The following is a 14,040-nucleotide window of genomic DNA, read 5'->3' on the forward strand; positions in this document are numbered from 1 at the left end:
CGCGAAAAGTATAGCGCGATGGCGTGTGTTATGCAAGCATTACACGATCCCGCTTTCGGAAGGAAAGCAGCGCTGCGAGGGTATTCGATGCAACAGAGACGTATCCGTCTGGTCGCGCTCGGCGCCGCGCTCCTCGTCGCGGCGGCAAGCCCCGTGTCGAGCCAGTTGATCCATGACCGGATCTACCCCGCGCCGACCGCCCCGATCGCCGCCGCGCCGCTCCCTGCGAGCGCGCAGCGGGTAACGCTGACGACGAGCGACGGCCTTGCCATCACCGGCGCCGAAATCGCACCGCGGCCGGGCCAGCCGACGCTGCTCGTCTTCCACGGCAATGCGTCGAGCGCGATGGGCTCGCTCGACTGGTTCGCACCATTGATCACCGCGGGCTATGGCGTGGTCGCCGCCGAATATCGCGGCTATTCGGGCAATCCCGGCCGAGCCGACGAAGCCGGCCTCGGGCGCGATGCCGACGCGTTCTACGCCGAGGCCAAGCGCCTTGCCGGCAGCGACCGCGTGATCGTCGTCGGCCACAGCCTCGGCGGCGGTGTCGCGTTCGGCCTCGCCATGCGGCAAAAGCTCGACGCGCTGGTGACGATCGGCACCTTCACCGGCCTGCGCGCGATGGCACCCAAGCTCGCCCGCAGCTTCATCGCCGATCGCTACGACAATCTCGCCGCGGTGCCCAAGCTCGACGAACCCTATTTCCTGATCCACGGCCTCGCGGACGACACCGTCCCCGTCGCGATGGGCCAGGAACTCCACAAGGCCGCGTTCCTCGCAAAGCGCGACGGCTTCAGCGCGGTGATCCGCGGTGCCGGGCACCATCCCGACGGCGCGGTAATCGCCCCGATCATCGAAGCGATCGCTGCGCGTCTCGGCCATCCCGATGCTCCCACCCCGCCGCTGCCCGAGAGCGTCAAGCTGATCGCGTTCCGCTAGGTCGCGCTGCGCGGCGCATCGGGCTAGGAGGAGCGATGACCGCCCCCCTCCCCACCGTGTCGCGCGAAGAACCGCTGCAGCGCGCCGATCTCGAACGCCTCATCGCGAACGGCCCGCAGCATCTCCTCGACTGCGACCTCGACGACGCCGACCTGTCGGGGCTCGATCTGTCGCACTGGCGCTTCGAGCGGTGCAGCCTGCGCCGCGCCGATCTGTCGGGCGCGCGGCTCGAGGTGACGGCGTGGATCTCGTGCCGCGCCGCCTTCGCGCAGTTCACTCGCGCCGATCTCGCCGACGCGCGCTTCGAGGCGAGCGATCTCAACAACGTGAGCCTGCGGGGTGCCACGCTGACCGCCGCCAGCTTCGAACGCTGCAAGCTCACCGGCGCCGACCTGTCCGACGCCAAGGCGTTCGATCTGCGCCTCGACGAAGTGCTGCTGATCAACGCCAAGCTGCCCAATTTCTCCTTCCGCAAACAGATGCTGCGCAAGCTCGACTTCGGCCAGGCCGATCTGCGCAAGAGCGACTTCCGCGCGGCGGTGTTCGAGGCGTGCAGCCTGCGCGACGCAGGGGTCGCGGGATGCCGCTTCGACGGCGCCGATCTGCGCGGCTGCGATCTCGGCGGGATCGCCCTGGTCGACGCGCGCCAGTTCCGCGGCGCGACGATCTCACGCGAGCAAGCCGGGCAGTTGCTGGGAGAATTGGGCCTCCGCGTCCTTTAGCGGCCCACCGTGTTGCGCCGCAGCACAAACCGCAGTACCTAGAGCGCACTCGCATGGACCCGGTGCAAATCCGGGTGGCTATTCCGGCCGCCGATCCGCCGGACAACGCACATCGCACTCCAAATTTCGACGCCGCTCCAGAGAGACGGCGCAGCTGCGATTTCTGCGGACACTTTTTTATGAACAGCACTCCCCTTTCCCGGTATCGCGCCGAATGGTTCAGCGGCATCGGTGGCGCCCGCCGCGATCTGCTCGCCGGCCTGGTCGGCACCTTTGCCTTGATCCCCGAAGTCATCGCCTTTTCGTTCGTCGCCGGGATCGACCCCGAAGTCGGCCTGTTCGCCTCGTTCGTGATCGGCATCGTCCTCGCCTTTGTCGGCGGGCGCCCAGCGATGATCTCGGGCGCCGCCGGATCGGTCGCTCTCGTCGCGGCGGCGCTGGTGCACGGCCACGGCCTGCAATTCCTGCTCTACGCGACGGTGCTCGCCGGCCTGCTCCAGATCGCGTTCGGGCTGCTCAAGCTCGATGTGCTGCTGCGCTTCGTCTCGCGCTCGGTGCGGACGGGCTTCGTCAACGCGCTCGCGATCCTGATCTTCTCGGCGCAGGTGCCGCAGATGCTCGGCGTCACCTGGCACACCTATGCGATGATCGCGGGTGGCCTGGCGATCATCTACCTCCTCCCGCGCATCACGACCGCAATCCCCTCGCCGCTGATCTGCATCGTCGTGCTGACCGCGATCAGCATCGCCTTCCCGATGCCGATCCACACCGTCGCCGATCTCGGTCGGCTCCCCACATCCTTGCCCGCGTTCGCCTTGCCGAACGTGCCGCTCGACTGGGCGACGCTGCGGATCGTCGCGCCCTACGCCTTCGCGATGGCCACGGTCGGCCTGCTCGAATCGATGATGACGGCGAGCGTCGTCGATGATCTCACCGACACCGCCAGCTCCAAGGCGCGCGAGTGCAGCGGGCTCGGGCTCGCAAATGTCGCGGCGGGACTGTTCGGCGGGATCGCGGGCTGCGGGATGATCGGCCAGACCGTCGGCAACGTCCGCTATGGCGGCCGCGGGCGGCTGTCGACACTCGCGGCGGGGGTGTTCCTGCTCGTCATCATGGTGCCGCTGCGGCCCTGGGTCGCGCAGGTGCCCGTCGCGGCGCTGGTCGCGATCATGATCATGGTGTCGATCAGCACCTTCTCCTGGAGCTCGCTCGCCGATCTGGCGCGGCATCCCAAGGTCTCGGGCGTCGTCATGCTCGCGACCGTCGTGGTGACGGTGGCGACGCACGATCTCTCCGCCGGCGTCGGCGTAGGCGTTCTGCTCAGCGGCGTATTCTTCGCCTTCAAGGTGACCAAGCTGCTCCGCGTCGAGACCACCTTCGATCTAGCGACCGATACGCGCAGCTACACCGTGTCGGGGCAGGTGTTCTTCGCCAGCGCCGAGATCTTCGCCGATCAGTTCGACCTGCGCGATACGGCGCGGACCGTGCGCATCGACCTGACGCATGCGCATCTGTGGGACGTGACCGCGGTCGGCACGCTCGAGGATCTGGTCACCAAGATGCGGCGCCACGGGATGATCGTCGAGCTGATCGGCCTGAACGCGGCAAGCGCGATCCTGGTCGACCGCCACGCGCCGCTGGTCCGCGCCGAGGCCTAAGCCCAAACAAAAAGGGCGCGGGGATCGAAATCCCCGCGCCCTTTCCTGTGCCTTGCGGCGCTGGCGATCCGATTACTCGGCGGCAGCGACCGTCTTGGCCGGACGCGTGTCGCGACGCTCGGCGATACGCGCCGACTTGCCGGTGCGGCCACGCAGGTAATACAGCTTGGCACGACGCACCGCGCCCTTGCGGACGACTTCAATGCTGTCGATGTTCGGCGAATACAGCGGGAAAACGCGCTCGACGCCTTCACCGAACGAAATCTTCCGTACGGTGAAGTTCGAACCCATGCCCTTGTTCGAACGCGCGATGCACACGCCTTCGTAGTTCTGGACGCGGGTGCGCTCGCCTTCGACCACCTTCACGCCGACCTTCAGCGTATCGCCGGGGCGGAATTCGGGGATCTTCTTGTTCTCGAGAAACTTGGCGATGTTCTCGGCTTCGATCGTCTGGATGAGATTCATCTCATGCGTCCTTCTTCGTTCGTCGCGCGCCAGAGGGCGACTGGACCCGAGCACCCTCATGGCGCTCCCATAGATCCGGCCGCCTTAGCCGTGTTTCGGTCTCGGCCATGGCTTCACGCCATGCCGAAATCCTCGCATGATCCCCCGATCGCAACACTTCGGGGATCGTGCGCCCTTCCCATTCATAAGGTCGGGTGTACTGCGGGTATTCGAGGAGCCCCGTTTCGAAGCTCTCGTCCACGCCACTGTGAGCCGCGCCCATTACGCCGGGGAGCAACCGAATGCAAGCATCGAGCAGGACGAGCGCGGCCATCTCGCCGCCCGACAGGATATAGTCGCCGATCGACACTTCCTCGATCTCGCGCGCGGCGAAGATGCGTTCGTCGAAGCCCTCGAAGCGGCCGCAGAGGATGGTGACGCCGGGACCTTCGGCGAGTCTGCGCACGCGCGCCTGCGTGAGCGGGCTCCCACGTGGCGTCATCGCGAGCAGAGGGCGTCCGGCGGGGACGCTGTCGATCGCTGCGGCGAGGATATCGGGGCGCAGCACCATTCCTGCCCCGCCGCCCGCCGGCGTGCCATCGACCGTGCTGTGCTTGTCGGTCGCGAAATCGCGGATGTTGCGCGCGTCGAGGCTCCATTTGCCCTCACCGAGCGCGCGGCCGGCGAGCGACAGGCCAAGCGGTCCGGGGAACATCTCGGGGTAGAGCGTGAGGATAGTCGCGGCGAAGGTCATGCCAGCGTCCAATCCTCGACACAAAGATCGGGAATACCCTTAAAGTCACGGACATTCCCGGTGACAATGGTCAGCTTGCAAGCAAGAGCGTGCGCCGCGATCAGCCTGTCGTAGCTTGCCCGAACGAAGGGAAGCGCTGCATAAATCCGAGCCGATGCCTGATCGAACGGCAGTACCGGGATGCTCTCCAGAAACGCGTCGATAATGTCGAGCGGCGGCGGCTTGCCATTCATCGCGCCATGCGCGACCTCGGCATAGGCAATCGCCGACGTAACAATATCATCCTCGTCGCACATCGCCATCCGCTCCCGCAACCGAGAACTCGATGCCGAAATCGCTGCGATGATGATATTGCTGTCGAGAAGATACTTCACGCTTCAGGTTCGACCGGCGCAAGCCAATCAGGATCGTCCGACAGCAAGGTGCGATGCTCAAAAACGCGATCTTCGCTCGCGATGGGCTTCAGGTCGAGATGTTGGCCGATACCCCAGACCTTATCGATATTGAACTTACGCTTGGGGATGTTGACCGGCTCGACGATGAAGCTGCCGCGATCCTCACGCACTTTCATCTCCATGCCCTCCTTCACGCCCAACGCCTTCGGCAATCGCAGCGCGACCGAGTTGCCGGACTTGAAGGTTTTAGCAGTGTATTCGTCGCCCATCTCAAACTCCGTATATACAAGGCGTATATACATTCCGCAAACCCGTCAAGGAACGCCCTGCTCTCTCGCGCGTATCGCAGCCATGGACGATTGCATCATCATCGGCGCCGGTCCCGCCGGCCTTACCGCCGCGATCTATCTCGCGCGATTTCATCTGAAGATCAGGCTCTTCGATTGCGGCAGCAGCCGCGCCGCGCTGATCCCGCGGACGCACAACCATGCCGGCTATCCCGGCGGGATCAAGGGCACCGAACTGCTCCGCTTGATGCGCGAACAGGCGGCCGAATTCGGCGCGCTGCGCGAGGAGGCAGAAGTCACCGCGATCGTCCGCCGCGGCGACGATTTCACCGTCGAGATCGAAGGCCGCAGCTTCCCTACGCGCTCGGTGCTGCTGGCAACCGGTGTGGTCAACCTCCGCCCCAAGATGGACGACGCCGTGCACGACGCAGCGCTCGAACGCGGCCTGATCCGCTATTGCCCGATCTGCGATGGCTATGAGGTCACCGACAAGCGCGTCGGCATCGTCGGCACGGGCACGCACGGCATGAAGGAGGCGCTGTTCCTGCGCGGCTATACCCGCGACGTCACGCTGATCGCCCCCGGCGGCGCGCACGAGCTCGACGACAGCTGCCGCGCCAAGCTTGATGAAGCGGGCATCGTCCACCGCGACGGGCCTTGCACGCCGATCCAGGTCGAGGGCGACCAGATCGTCGTCACCACGCCCGACGGCGCGCTCAGCTTCGACAGCATCTATCCCGCGCTCGGCTCGACGATCCGCTCGCACCTGGCGGTCGCGGCGGGCGCCAACGCAACCGACGAGGGCTGTCTAGAGGTCGACGACCACCAGCGCACCTCGATCCCCGGCCTGTTCGCGGCGGGCGATGTCGTGAAGGGGCTCGACCAGATCAGCCACGCCATGGGCGAAGCCGGCGTCGCCGCGACGACGATCCGCAACCTGCTCGATGAGCGACAGCCGCTCAGACGATAAAGCCGGCCTCGACGACAAGCTTTCCCGCATTCCACTCGGGAACGGCATCGGCGTTCATCGGGATCATGAAGCGTTTGCCCGGCTTGCCGTCCTCGGACGGCCGTTCGATTTCGATCACGTCGCCCGCGCCGAAATCGTCGATCGCGACGACATGGCCAAGCGCCTCGCCCGTGGTCGAAACCGCAGGCAAGCCCAGCAAATCGGTGTGATAATATTCGCCGTCCTCGAGCGGCGGCAGCGCCGAGCGCGGTACGGTCAACTCGGTCCCGCGCAAGGCCTCGGCCTTGTTGCGGTCGGTCACTTCGGCGATCCGCGCGATCATGCCGTTGCTGCCGTGGCGCACCGACTTCAACGACAGCGTGCCGCCGTTGAAGTCGGTATACGCGGCAAGGTCCTCGGTGAAGACCTTGAGACGGACCTCCCCCGTCACGCCATGCGCGCCGATGATGACGGCGAGCGTGACGGGGTTGTCCTGTTGCATCAGCCGTTCGCCGGGGTTTCTTCCGAGGTCGCTTCAGCAACGGCTTCGGCTTCCGGGGTCGGGGTTTCGGTCGCAGCTTCTACTTCGGTAGCGACGACAGCTTCGGTCTCGGCCTGGCTGGCAGCGGCAGCGGCTTCAGCAGCCTCGGCAGCGGCAGTGGCCTTGGCCTCTTCCGCAGCGGCAGCGGCTGCAACCTTGGCTTCTTCCTCGGCGGCGGCTGCTGCGACCTTGGCGGCCTCGGCATCGTCGAGCTTCTTCTGGCGCTCTTCGACGCGCTCGGTGGCCTTCTCGCCGGGCTTGCCCTTGTTCGGGTTGTTGCGGGCAGCGCGCTCGCGCACACCCTTCACGTCGAGGAAGCGGGCGACGCGGTCGGTCGGCTGCGCGCCGACGCCGAGCCAGTAGGTCGCACGCTCGGTGTCGAGCACGATGCGCTTCTCGTCATCCTTGGCGAGCAGCGGGTTGTAGGTGCCGATCTTCTCGATGAACTGGCCATCGCGCGGTGCGCGCGCATCGGCGACGACGATGCGGTAATACGGCCGCTTCTTGGAACCGCCGCGCGAAAGACGAATGCTGACTGCCATGATAGAGTACCTTCTTGCTTTAATCTGTTGATCGGGTTGAACTTATTTCTTCTTGAGCAAATTCTCGAAGCCGGGGGGAAGCTTGGTCTGGCCGCCGCCGAGGCCGGGAAGACCGCCCCCGCCGCCGCTCAGCATCTTGGCCGGGTCGATCCCGCCCATTCCGCCGAGCGCACCGCCGAGGCCACCCATGCCGCCGCCACCGCCGAACATCTTGGCCATGCCGGCAAGGCCGCCCATCTTCTTGATCTTCTTCATGGCGTTGGCCATTTCCTGATGCATCTTCACGAGCTTGTTGACGTCCTGCACGGTCGTCCCCGAGCCCTTGGCGACGCGGATCTTGCGCTTGGCGTTGAGCAGCTCGGGCTTGCGCCGCTCCTTGGCGGTCATCGAGGTGATGATCGCGTCCATCCGAACGAGCACCTTCTCGCCGCCCACCTGATCGACCATGCCCTTGGCCTTGCCCATGCCCGGGATCATGCCCGCCAGCGCGCCGATGCCGCCCATCCGCTGCATCTGCTTGAGCTGGGCGCGCAGGTCGTCGAGATCGAACTGCCCCTTGGCCATCTTGGCAGCCATCTTCTCGGCGTCTTCGACCTGGATCGCTTCGGCCGCGCGCTCGACGAGGCCGACCACGTCGCCCATGCCGAGGATGCGGCCGGCAACGCGCTTGGGATCGAACGCCTCGAGCGCGTCGAGCTTTTCGCCCATGCCGGCGAACTTGATCGGCTTGCCGGTGACGGCGCGCATCGACAAGGCCGCACCACCGCGCGCATCACCGTCCATGCGGGTCAGCACGATGCCGGTGAGCGGCACCTGCTCCGAGAAGTTCTGCGCGACGTTGACGGCGTCCTGGCCGGTCAGCGAGTCGACGACGAGCAGGATTTCGTTCGGCTTGGCGACGTCGGCGACGGCGCGCATTTCGTCCATCAGCGCCTGGTCGACGTGGAGACGACCCGCGGTGTCGAGCATCAGGACATCATAGCCCTGCAGCTTCGCCGCCTGGACCGCGCGCCGTGCGATATCGACCGGCTGCTGGCCGGCGACGATCGGCAGCGTCGCGACTTCGGCCTGCGTGCCGAGCACCGCGAGCTGTTCCTGCGCGTTCGGGCGATTGACGTCGAGCGACGCCATCAAGACCTTCTTGCCCTGCCGCTTGGCGAGCCGCAGCGCGATTTTCGCGGTGCTGGTCGTCTTGCCCGAGCCCTGCAGGCCGACCATCATGATGATCGCCGGCGGCGTTACGCCGAGTTCGAGCTCGGCGGCCTCGGCGCCGAGCATCTCGGTCAGCGCATCGCTGACGATTTTGACGACTTGCTGCCCCGGCGTGACCGAGCGCAGGACGTTCTGGCCGACCGCAGCTTCGGTAACCTTGTCGACGAAATCGCGTGCCACCGGCAGCGCGACGTCGGCCTCGAGCAACGCGACTCGCACTTCGCGCATCGCGCCGCGCACGTCTGCCTCGGTGAGCGCACCGCGCCCCCGCAACCGATCGAACACACCGCCAAGACGGTCGCTCAGGCTCTCGAACATCCGAAAAAACCCTTCCAAAACATCGCGTCCGCACCGTAACGCAAAGAACGCCGGCGGACGAAACCTCGTCGGCCGGCGTAGCCCCATGGGGCAGCCCTTACGCTCCAGTGCAGGAACGATCGGCGTGCCCTACGCTGTTTCGATGCGCCGCGCAACCGTCGGGCTTAACGCGATCTACACGGCTGTCATGAGAAGAGACAGGTTCAGTGTGGGGTGGACAGCTTTCTATGACGGTCGAGATACGTGGCGAACCAAGCGACGCGGGCAGCTCTGCCCCGCCCAAACGCCGCGAGATCCTCAACGGCGCGATCACGGTCGCCTCGATCCTGCTGTTCGTCGGGACTGGCAGCTCGGTGCTGTCGACCACCGTCCGCCGCTATTTCTACGGCGGCGAAGGGCCCGACCAGACGCTGGTGATCGCGCTGCTGCTCAACGTCGCGCTGATCCTGTTCGGCTGGCGCCGCCACCGCGAGCTCGCGCATGAAGTGACGATCCGCACCGCCGCGGAGGAGCGCGCGCAGATGCTCGCCGCCAAGGATCCGCTCACGGGCTTCCTCAACCGCCGCAGCCTGGCCGAGGAAGGCGCCGCGATGTTCGTGCGGGCGCAGGCGCGCAACAAGGCGATGGCGCTGCTGATGCTCGATCTCGACCATTTCAAGATGGTCAACGACATGCACGGCCATGCGACCGGCGACGCGCTGCTCCAGCAGGTCGCGCTGCAGATCGCCGAGGCGATGCCGAGCGTCGCGCTCACCGCGCGCTTCGGCGGCGACGAATTCGCGTGCGCCTTCCTGTTCGATGCGGCCCACCCGGCGACCGTCGAGCGGATCGCCGAAAAGCTCGTCAGCCAACTCGCCCAGCCGTTCCGGATCGAGGGATTGCAGCTGCATATTTCGGTCTCGGTCGGCATTTCCCGCTCGGACTTCGATTGCGCGAGCATCGACGCGCTGATGCGCTCGGCCGACATCGCGATGTACGCCGCCAAGAATTCGGGCCGCAACCGCTTCGCCTGGTTCGACCTGTCGATGGAGCGCGAGTTGCAAGCGCGCAACGAGCTCGAAGTGGGCTTGCGCAACGCGATCCCGCGCCAGGAGATCGTCCCCTATTTCGAGCAGCAGATCGATCTCACAACCGGCCGGCTGAGCGGGTTCGAAGTGCTGGCGCGCTGGGAACATGCAACGCGCGGGCTGATCGTGCCCGACACCTTCATCCCGATCGCCGAGGAAACCGGGATGATCGCCGATCTCTCGCTGTCGCTGATGCGCCAGGCGTTCCTCGCCGCGAAGGACTGGGACGTGGCGCTGTCGCTGTCGGTCAACATCTCGCCGAGCCAGCTGCGCGATGCGTGGCTCGCGCAGAAGATCATCAAGGTGCTGACCGAGACGGGCTTCCCCGCCAGTCGGCTCGAGATCGAGATCACCGAGACCGCGTTGTTCGACAATCTCCCGCTCGCGCAATCGATCGTCGGCAGCCTCAAGAACCAGGGAATCCGGCTCGCGCTCGACGATTTCGGGACGGGCTATTCGTCGCTCGCGCATTTGCGCGCGCTGCCGTTCGATCGGATCAAGATCGACAAGAGCTTCATCATGTCGATGACCGAGAACACCGAAAGCGCCGCGATCGTCACCGCGATCACGCGGCTCGGCGACAGCCTCAATTTGCCGATCACCGCCGAGGGGATCGAGGATCTCGCGGTCGAGGAGCGACTGCGCGGCCTCGGCTGCGGGAAGGGCCAGGGCTATCTCTACGGACGCCCGACGAGCATCGCCAACACGCGGCGACTGCTCGCCGAGCGGCGCTTGTTGCAGAACGCGGCGAGCGAGGCGGGCGAGCCCGACGAACGCCGCGCGGGCTGACCTCTTACTGCCCTCCCTGAAAAGGAGGGGCTGGGGGTGGGGCGGCCGGTGGAGAGGTCGACGCCAGCCTTAGGCCGACCCACTCCCGCGCCCGCCCTTCCGCCGCCGCGACGCGCGATCCATGGACTTACCGCCCCACGCCCCCTAGATCGCGACGCAATGCCCGAACCGCAGATCATCTCCCTCGGCTGTCGCCTCAACATCGCCGAAAGCGAAGCGATCCGCGCGCTTGTTGGCGGGCGGGATCTGGTCGTCGTCAACAGCTGCGCCGTCACCAACGGCGCGGTCGCCGAGACGCGCAAGGCGATCCGCCGCGCGCGTGCCGAGCGGCCATCGGCGCAACTGGTCGTGACGGGATGCGCCGCGCAGATCGACCCGGCGAGCTTCGCTGCGATGCCCGAGGTCGACCGCGTGCTCGGCAACGCCGAGAAACTGACGGCGCAAGCGTGGGCAGCCCCCGATCCGGTGATCGTCGGCGATATCCTCCGCGTCCGCGAAACCGCCCCGCACCTGGCCCCCGCTTTCGCCGCGCACGCCCGCGCCTTCGTCGAGGTGCAGAACGGCTGCGACCATCGCTGCACCTTCTGCGTGATTCCCTACGGCCGCGGCAACAGCCGCTCGGTCCCGGCGGGCGCGGTGATCGATCGGATCGCGGCGCTGGTCGGTGCGGGCCACCGCGAGATCGTGCTGACCGGTGTCGATCTCACCAGCTACGGGCCCGATCTGCCCGGCGCGCCGAGCCTCGGGCAGCTGGTCGAGCGGATCCTCCGCCACGTTCCCGCGCTCGAACGGCTGCGGCTATCGTCGCTTGACGGGATTGAGATCGACGATCGGCTGTTCGCGCTGCTGACGCAGGAGCCGCGCCTGATGCCGCACGTCCACCTCTCGCTCCAGGCGGGCAACGACATGATTCTCAAGCGGATGAAGCGCCGTCATGCGCGCGCCCAAAGCGTCGCGCTGGTCGAACGCCTCAAGGCGGCGCGGGGCGACATCACGATCGGCGCCGACTTGATCGCCGGTTTCCCGACCGAGGACGACGCGATGTTCGCCGACACGCTCGCACTGATCGACGAGTGCGACGTGGTCCACGCGCACATCTTTCCCTATTCCGAGCGCGACGGCACGCCTGCCGCACGGATGCCGGCGGTGCCCGTGCCCGTCCGCAAGGCGCGCGCGGCGCTGCTCCGCGAAGCGGGCGCGCGGCGCAAGGCGGTGTGGCTGCGCGGGCTGATCGGCACGACGCAGGACGTGCTGGTCGAGCGACCGGGCGATCGCGGCCATACGCCCGGTTTCGCCGAGGTGCGCTTCGACACGCGGACAGTCGGGGTTGTGCAGACCGTTCGCATCATCGACACCAACGGCGGCACGCTTCGCGCCATTCCCCTCCCCGCTTCCCCGGCGCAGGCCGAGGCCCAGTCGTGGAACGGCCGTGGGGAAGTCCAGCCCTCACCAACATCCGCCATTTCTCCTGGGCCCCGGCCTTCGCCGGGGAAGGAAAATCCGTTGCAGTTGCAAGAGATCATCGCATGACCCCCACTTGGCACGACAAACTCCTCGGCGGGTTCAAGCGCACCTCCGACCGGCTGCTCGGCAATCTTGCCGGGCTCGGCACCGGCCCGCTCGACCGCGCGACGCTCGACGAGATCGAGGAAGCGCTGATCGCCTCCGACCTCGGCCCGCAGACCGCCGCGCGCATCCGCCACCGCCTGTCGACCGGCGTGTTCGAGCGCGACATGGAGGATCTCGGCATCCGCCTCGTCGTCGCCGAGGAAATCGAGAAGGTGCTCGATACCGTCGCCAAGCCGCTCGAGATCACCGGCTTCCCGCGCCCGCACGTCATCCTCGTGATCGGCGTCAACGGCTCGGGCAAGACCACGACGATTGCCAAGCTCGCGCATCTGCTCAAGGAACAGGATTACGGCGTGATGCTCGCCGCCGGCGACACCTTCCGCGCCGCCGCGATCGGCCAGCTCGCCACCTGGGCCGAGCGCGCCGGCGTGCCGATCATCAGCGGCAAGGAAGGCGGCGACGCGGCCGGGATCGTCTATGAGGCGGTCAAGCAGGCGACCGCTACGGGCATCGACGTGCTGATCGTCGACACCGCCGGGCGCCTCCAGAACAAGCGCGAGCTGATGGACGAACTGTCGAAGATCCGCCGCGTGCTCGGCCGGCTCAACGTCGATTCCCCCCACGACGTCCTGCTCGTGCTCGATGCGACCACCGGCCAGAACGCGCTCAGCCAGATCGAGGTGTTCAAGAAGGATGCCGGCGTCACCGGGCTCGTGATGACCAAGCTCGATGGCACCGCACGCGGCGGCGTGCTCGTCGCCGCGGCCGAGCAATACGGCCTGCCGATCCACGCGATCGGCGTCGGCGAAGGCATGGGCGATCTGCGCCCGTTCGACGCGAACGAGGTTGCGCGGATCATCGCGGGCGTGGAAGGGGTCCGCAAATGACCCCTACCTCCCCCAAGAAGCCGCTCGGCGCCGGGCAGCGCCTGGCGATCGACATCGGCCCGATCGCGATCTTCTTCCTCGTCAATTTCCTGACGCCCGGGATCGACATGGTCAAACTGATCGCGGGGACGACCGCGTTCATGATCGCGAGCATCGCGGCGATGATCTATTCGCTCGTCCGCTCGGGCCGGATCTCGCCCATGCTGTGGCTGACGGGGACGCTGGTGCTCGTGTTCGGCGGGCTGACGCTCTATTTCCACAATAAGGAATTCATCCAGATCAAGCCGACGGTCATCTACGCGATGCTGTCGGCAATCCTGGCCTTCGGCCTGGTGACCGGACGGCCGCTGCTCAGCCTGTTCCTCGAAGCTGCCTATCCCGGCTTGAACGAGACCGGCTGGCGCAAGCTGACGATCAACTGGGCGGTGTTCTTCGCCTTCCTAGCGGTCATCAATGAAATCGTCCGGCACGAATTCAGCTACGCCTTCTGGCTCGGCTTCAAGCTGTGGGGCGTGATCCCGCTGACCTTGATCTTCGCCTTCGCCAATGTCCCGATGCTGATGAAGCACGGCTTCAACACGCAGGATGATCCGCCCGTCCCACCAGTGGAGTGATTCGCGCAGATTAAGCTACCTGAGCGTCACCCCGGGCTTGTCCCGGGGTCCACCGGGATGCCCGTTCTGCGCCCGAAGTGCGTGCGACACGGTAGACCCCGGGACAAGCCCGGGGTGACGTGGAGAGTTAGACCATACCTGCAAATCGCGGGGGAGAGCGCGTTCGCTCGATCCCCCGCACGATCGTGTCGCCGTTGCCGGTTTTGACCGGCGGCCCCTCATCCGTCTTTTGTGTTCTGATCCGGCGCTACGACAGCGATTTCGCTATACCAGCCGCCCAAACAAAAAAAAGGCCGGTCTTTCGACCGGCCGTGAAAGTTTTAGGAGAGGATGCCTGAAAGGCACACTCTTTG

General features: G+C 66.3%; 14 protein-coding genes, 1 pseudogene and 1 other annotated feature. Of the genes and pseudogenes, 8 read left to right on the forward strand and 7 right to left on the reverse strand.

Features of this window, described 5'->3' with window-relative positions; all coding sequences use genetic code 11:
* The first annotated feature begins 87 nt into the window (after positions 1–87).
* The 3 genes from ABIB28_RS17475 to ABIB28_RS17485 all read left to right on the forward strand — a co-directional run bounded on the left by ABIB28_RS17475 (position 88) and on the right by ABIB28_RS17485 (position 3,319).
* The gene (locus ABIB28_RS17475; protein WP_354289336.1) at positions 88–939 is read left to right on the forward strand and encodes an alpha/beta hydrolase; all 852 of its coding nucleotides are present in this window, start codon (positions 88–90) and stop codon (positions 937–939) included.
* Between the two features lie 35 nt (positions 940–974).
* Positions 975–1,661, forward strand: coding sequence for a pentapeptide repeat-containing protein (locus ABIB28_RS17480; protein WP_354289338.1), 687 nt, complete (start codon positions 975–977; stop codon positions 1,659–1,661).
* Positions 1,662–1,713: 52 nt separating this feature from the next.
* Positions 1,714–1,769: a sequence feature (sul1 is cis-regulatory element that is thought to sense ions involved in sulfur or methionine metabolism; They are found in Alphaproteobacteria), on the forward strand.
* A 71-nt stretch (positions 1,770–1,840) separates the two neighbouring features.
* Positions 1,841–3,319, forward strand: a complete 1,479-nt coding sequence (locus tag ABIB28_RS17485) for a SulP family inorganic anion transporter (protein ID WP_354289339.1) — start codon at positions 1,841–1,843, stop codon at positions 3,317–3,319.
* Positions 3,320–3,391: 72 nt separating this feature from the next.
* On the opposite strand, the gene rplS is transcribed toward ABIB28_RS17485, so the two are convergent.
* Genes rplS through ABIB28_RS17505 form a run of 4 tightly spaced genes read right to left on the reverse strand, consistent with a single transcriptional unit; the run spans position 3,392 to position 5,181 of the window.
* Positions 3,392–3,784, reverse strand: a complete 393-nt coding sequence (gene rplS / locus ABIB28_RS17490; RefSeq protein WP_010186138.1) for a 50S ribosomal protein L19 — start codon at positions 3,782–3,784, stop codon at positions 3,392–3,394.
* A gap of 1 nt (position 3,785) precedes the next feature.
* On the reverse strand, positions 3,786–4,517 hold the full coding sequence (gene trmD, locus ABIB28_RS17495) for a tRNA (guanosine(37)-N1)-methyltransferase TrmD (protein ID WP_354289340.1): 732 nt from the start codon (positions 4,515–4,517) through the stop codon (positions 3,786–3,788).
* Positions 4,514–4,891 (reverse strand): type II toxin-antitoxin system VapC family toxin, encoded by a 378-nt coding sequence (locus tag ABIB28_RS17500; RefSeq protein WP_354289341.1) that lies wholly within the window; start codon positions 4,889–4,891, stop codon positions 4,514–4,516. Before ABIB28_RS17500 ends, trmD begins: the two co-directional genes overlap by 4 nt.
* Entirely contained in the window at positions 4,888–5,181 is a 294-nt protein-coding gene (locus ABIB28_RS17505) for an AbrB/MazE/SpoVT family DNA-binding domain-containing protein (protein ID WP_206365635.1), read from the reverse strand. Before ABIB28_RS17505 ends, ABIB28_RS17500 begins: the two co-directional genes overlap by 4 nt.
* Positions 5,182–5,263: 82 nt before the next feature.
* On the opposite strand from ABIB28_RS17505, the gene ABIB28_RS17510 reads away from it, so the two are divergent.
* Positions 5,264–6,169, forward strand: a complete 906-nt coding sequence (locus tag ABIB28_RS17510) for an NAD(P)/FAD-dependent oxidoreductase (protein ID WP_354289342.1) — start codon at positions 5,264–5,266, stop codon at positions 6,167–6,169.
* Here the strand turns inward: ABIB28_RS17510 and rimM are convergent.
* The 3 genes and pseudogenes from rimM to ffh form a co-directional block, all read right to left on the reverse strand.
* Complete coding sequence (gene rimM, locus ABIB28_RS17515; protein WP_354289343.1) at positions 6,159–6,650, reverse strand: ribosome maturation factor RimM; 492 nt, start codon at positions 6,648–6,650, stop codon at positions 6,159–6,161. The two genes, ABIB28_RS17510 and rimM, sit on opposite strands and share 11 nt — an antisense overlap.
* 140 nt (positions 6,651–6,790) lie before the next feature.
* Positions 6,791–7,231, reverse strand: a pseudogene (gene rpsP, locus ABIB28_RS17520) (30S ribosomal protein S16); the annotation flags it as partial.
* 42 nt (positions 7,232–7,273) lie between these two features.
* The gene (gene ffh, locus ABIB28_RS17525; RefSeq protein ID WP_354289345.1) at positions 7,274–8,761 is read right to left on the reverse strand and encodes a signal recognition particle protein; all 1,488 of its coding nucleotides are present in this window, start codon (positions 8,759–8,761) and stop codon (positions 7,274–7,276) included.
* 227 nt (positions 8,762–8,988) lie between these two features.
* On the opposite strand from ffh, the gene ABIB28_RS17530 reads away from it, so the two are divergent.
* The 4 genes from ABIB28_RS17530 to ABIB28_RS17545 all read left to right on the forward strand — a co-directional run bounded on the left by ABIB28_RS17530 (position 8,989) and on the right by ABIB28_RS17545 (position 13,687).
* Positions 8,989–10,617 (forward strand): putative bifunctional diguanylate cyclase/phosphodiesterase, encoded by a 1,629-nt coding sequence (locus tag ABIB28_RS17530; protein ID WP_354289346.1) that lies wholly within the window; start codon positions 8,989–8,991, stop codon positions 10,615–10,617.
* Positions 10,618–10,776: 159 nt separating this feature from the next.
* Entirely contained in the window at positions 10,777–12,147 is a 1,371-nt protein-coding gene (gene mtaB / locus ABIB28_RS17535; protein ID WP_354289347.1) for a tRNA (N(6)-L-threonylcarbamoyladenosine(37)-C(2))-methylthiotransferase MtaB, read from the forward strand.
* A complete protein-coding gene (gene ftsY, locus ABIB28_RS17540; RefSeq protein WP_133187457.1) occupies positions 12,144–13,073 on the forward strand; it encodes a signal recognition particle-docking protein FtsY in 930 nt (309 codons plus the stop codon). Before mtaB ends, ftsY begins: the two co-directional genes overlap by 4 nt.
* Entirely contained in the window at positions 13,070–13,687 is a 618-nt protein-coding gene (locus tag ABIB28_RS17545) for an inner membrane-spanning protein YciB (protein WP_354289348.1), read from the forward strand. The genes ftsY and ABIB28_RS17545 overlap by 4 nt, the downstream gene beginning before the upstream one ends.
* Positions 13,688–14,040: the final 353 nt, after the last annotated feature.

Source organism: Sphingomonas sp. UYEF23 (assembly GCF_040546165.1).
GTDB classification, from domain to species: domain Bacteria; phylum Pseudomonadota; class Alphaproteobacteria; order Sphingomonadales; family Sphingomonadaceae; genus Sphingomonas; species Sphingomonas glacialis.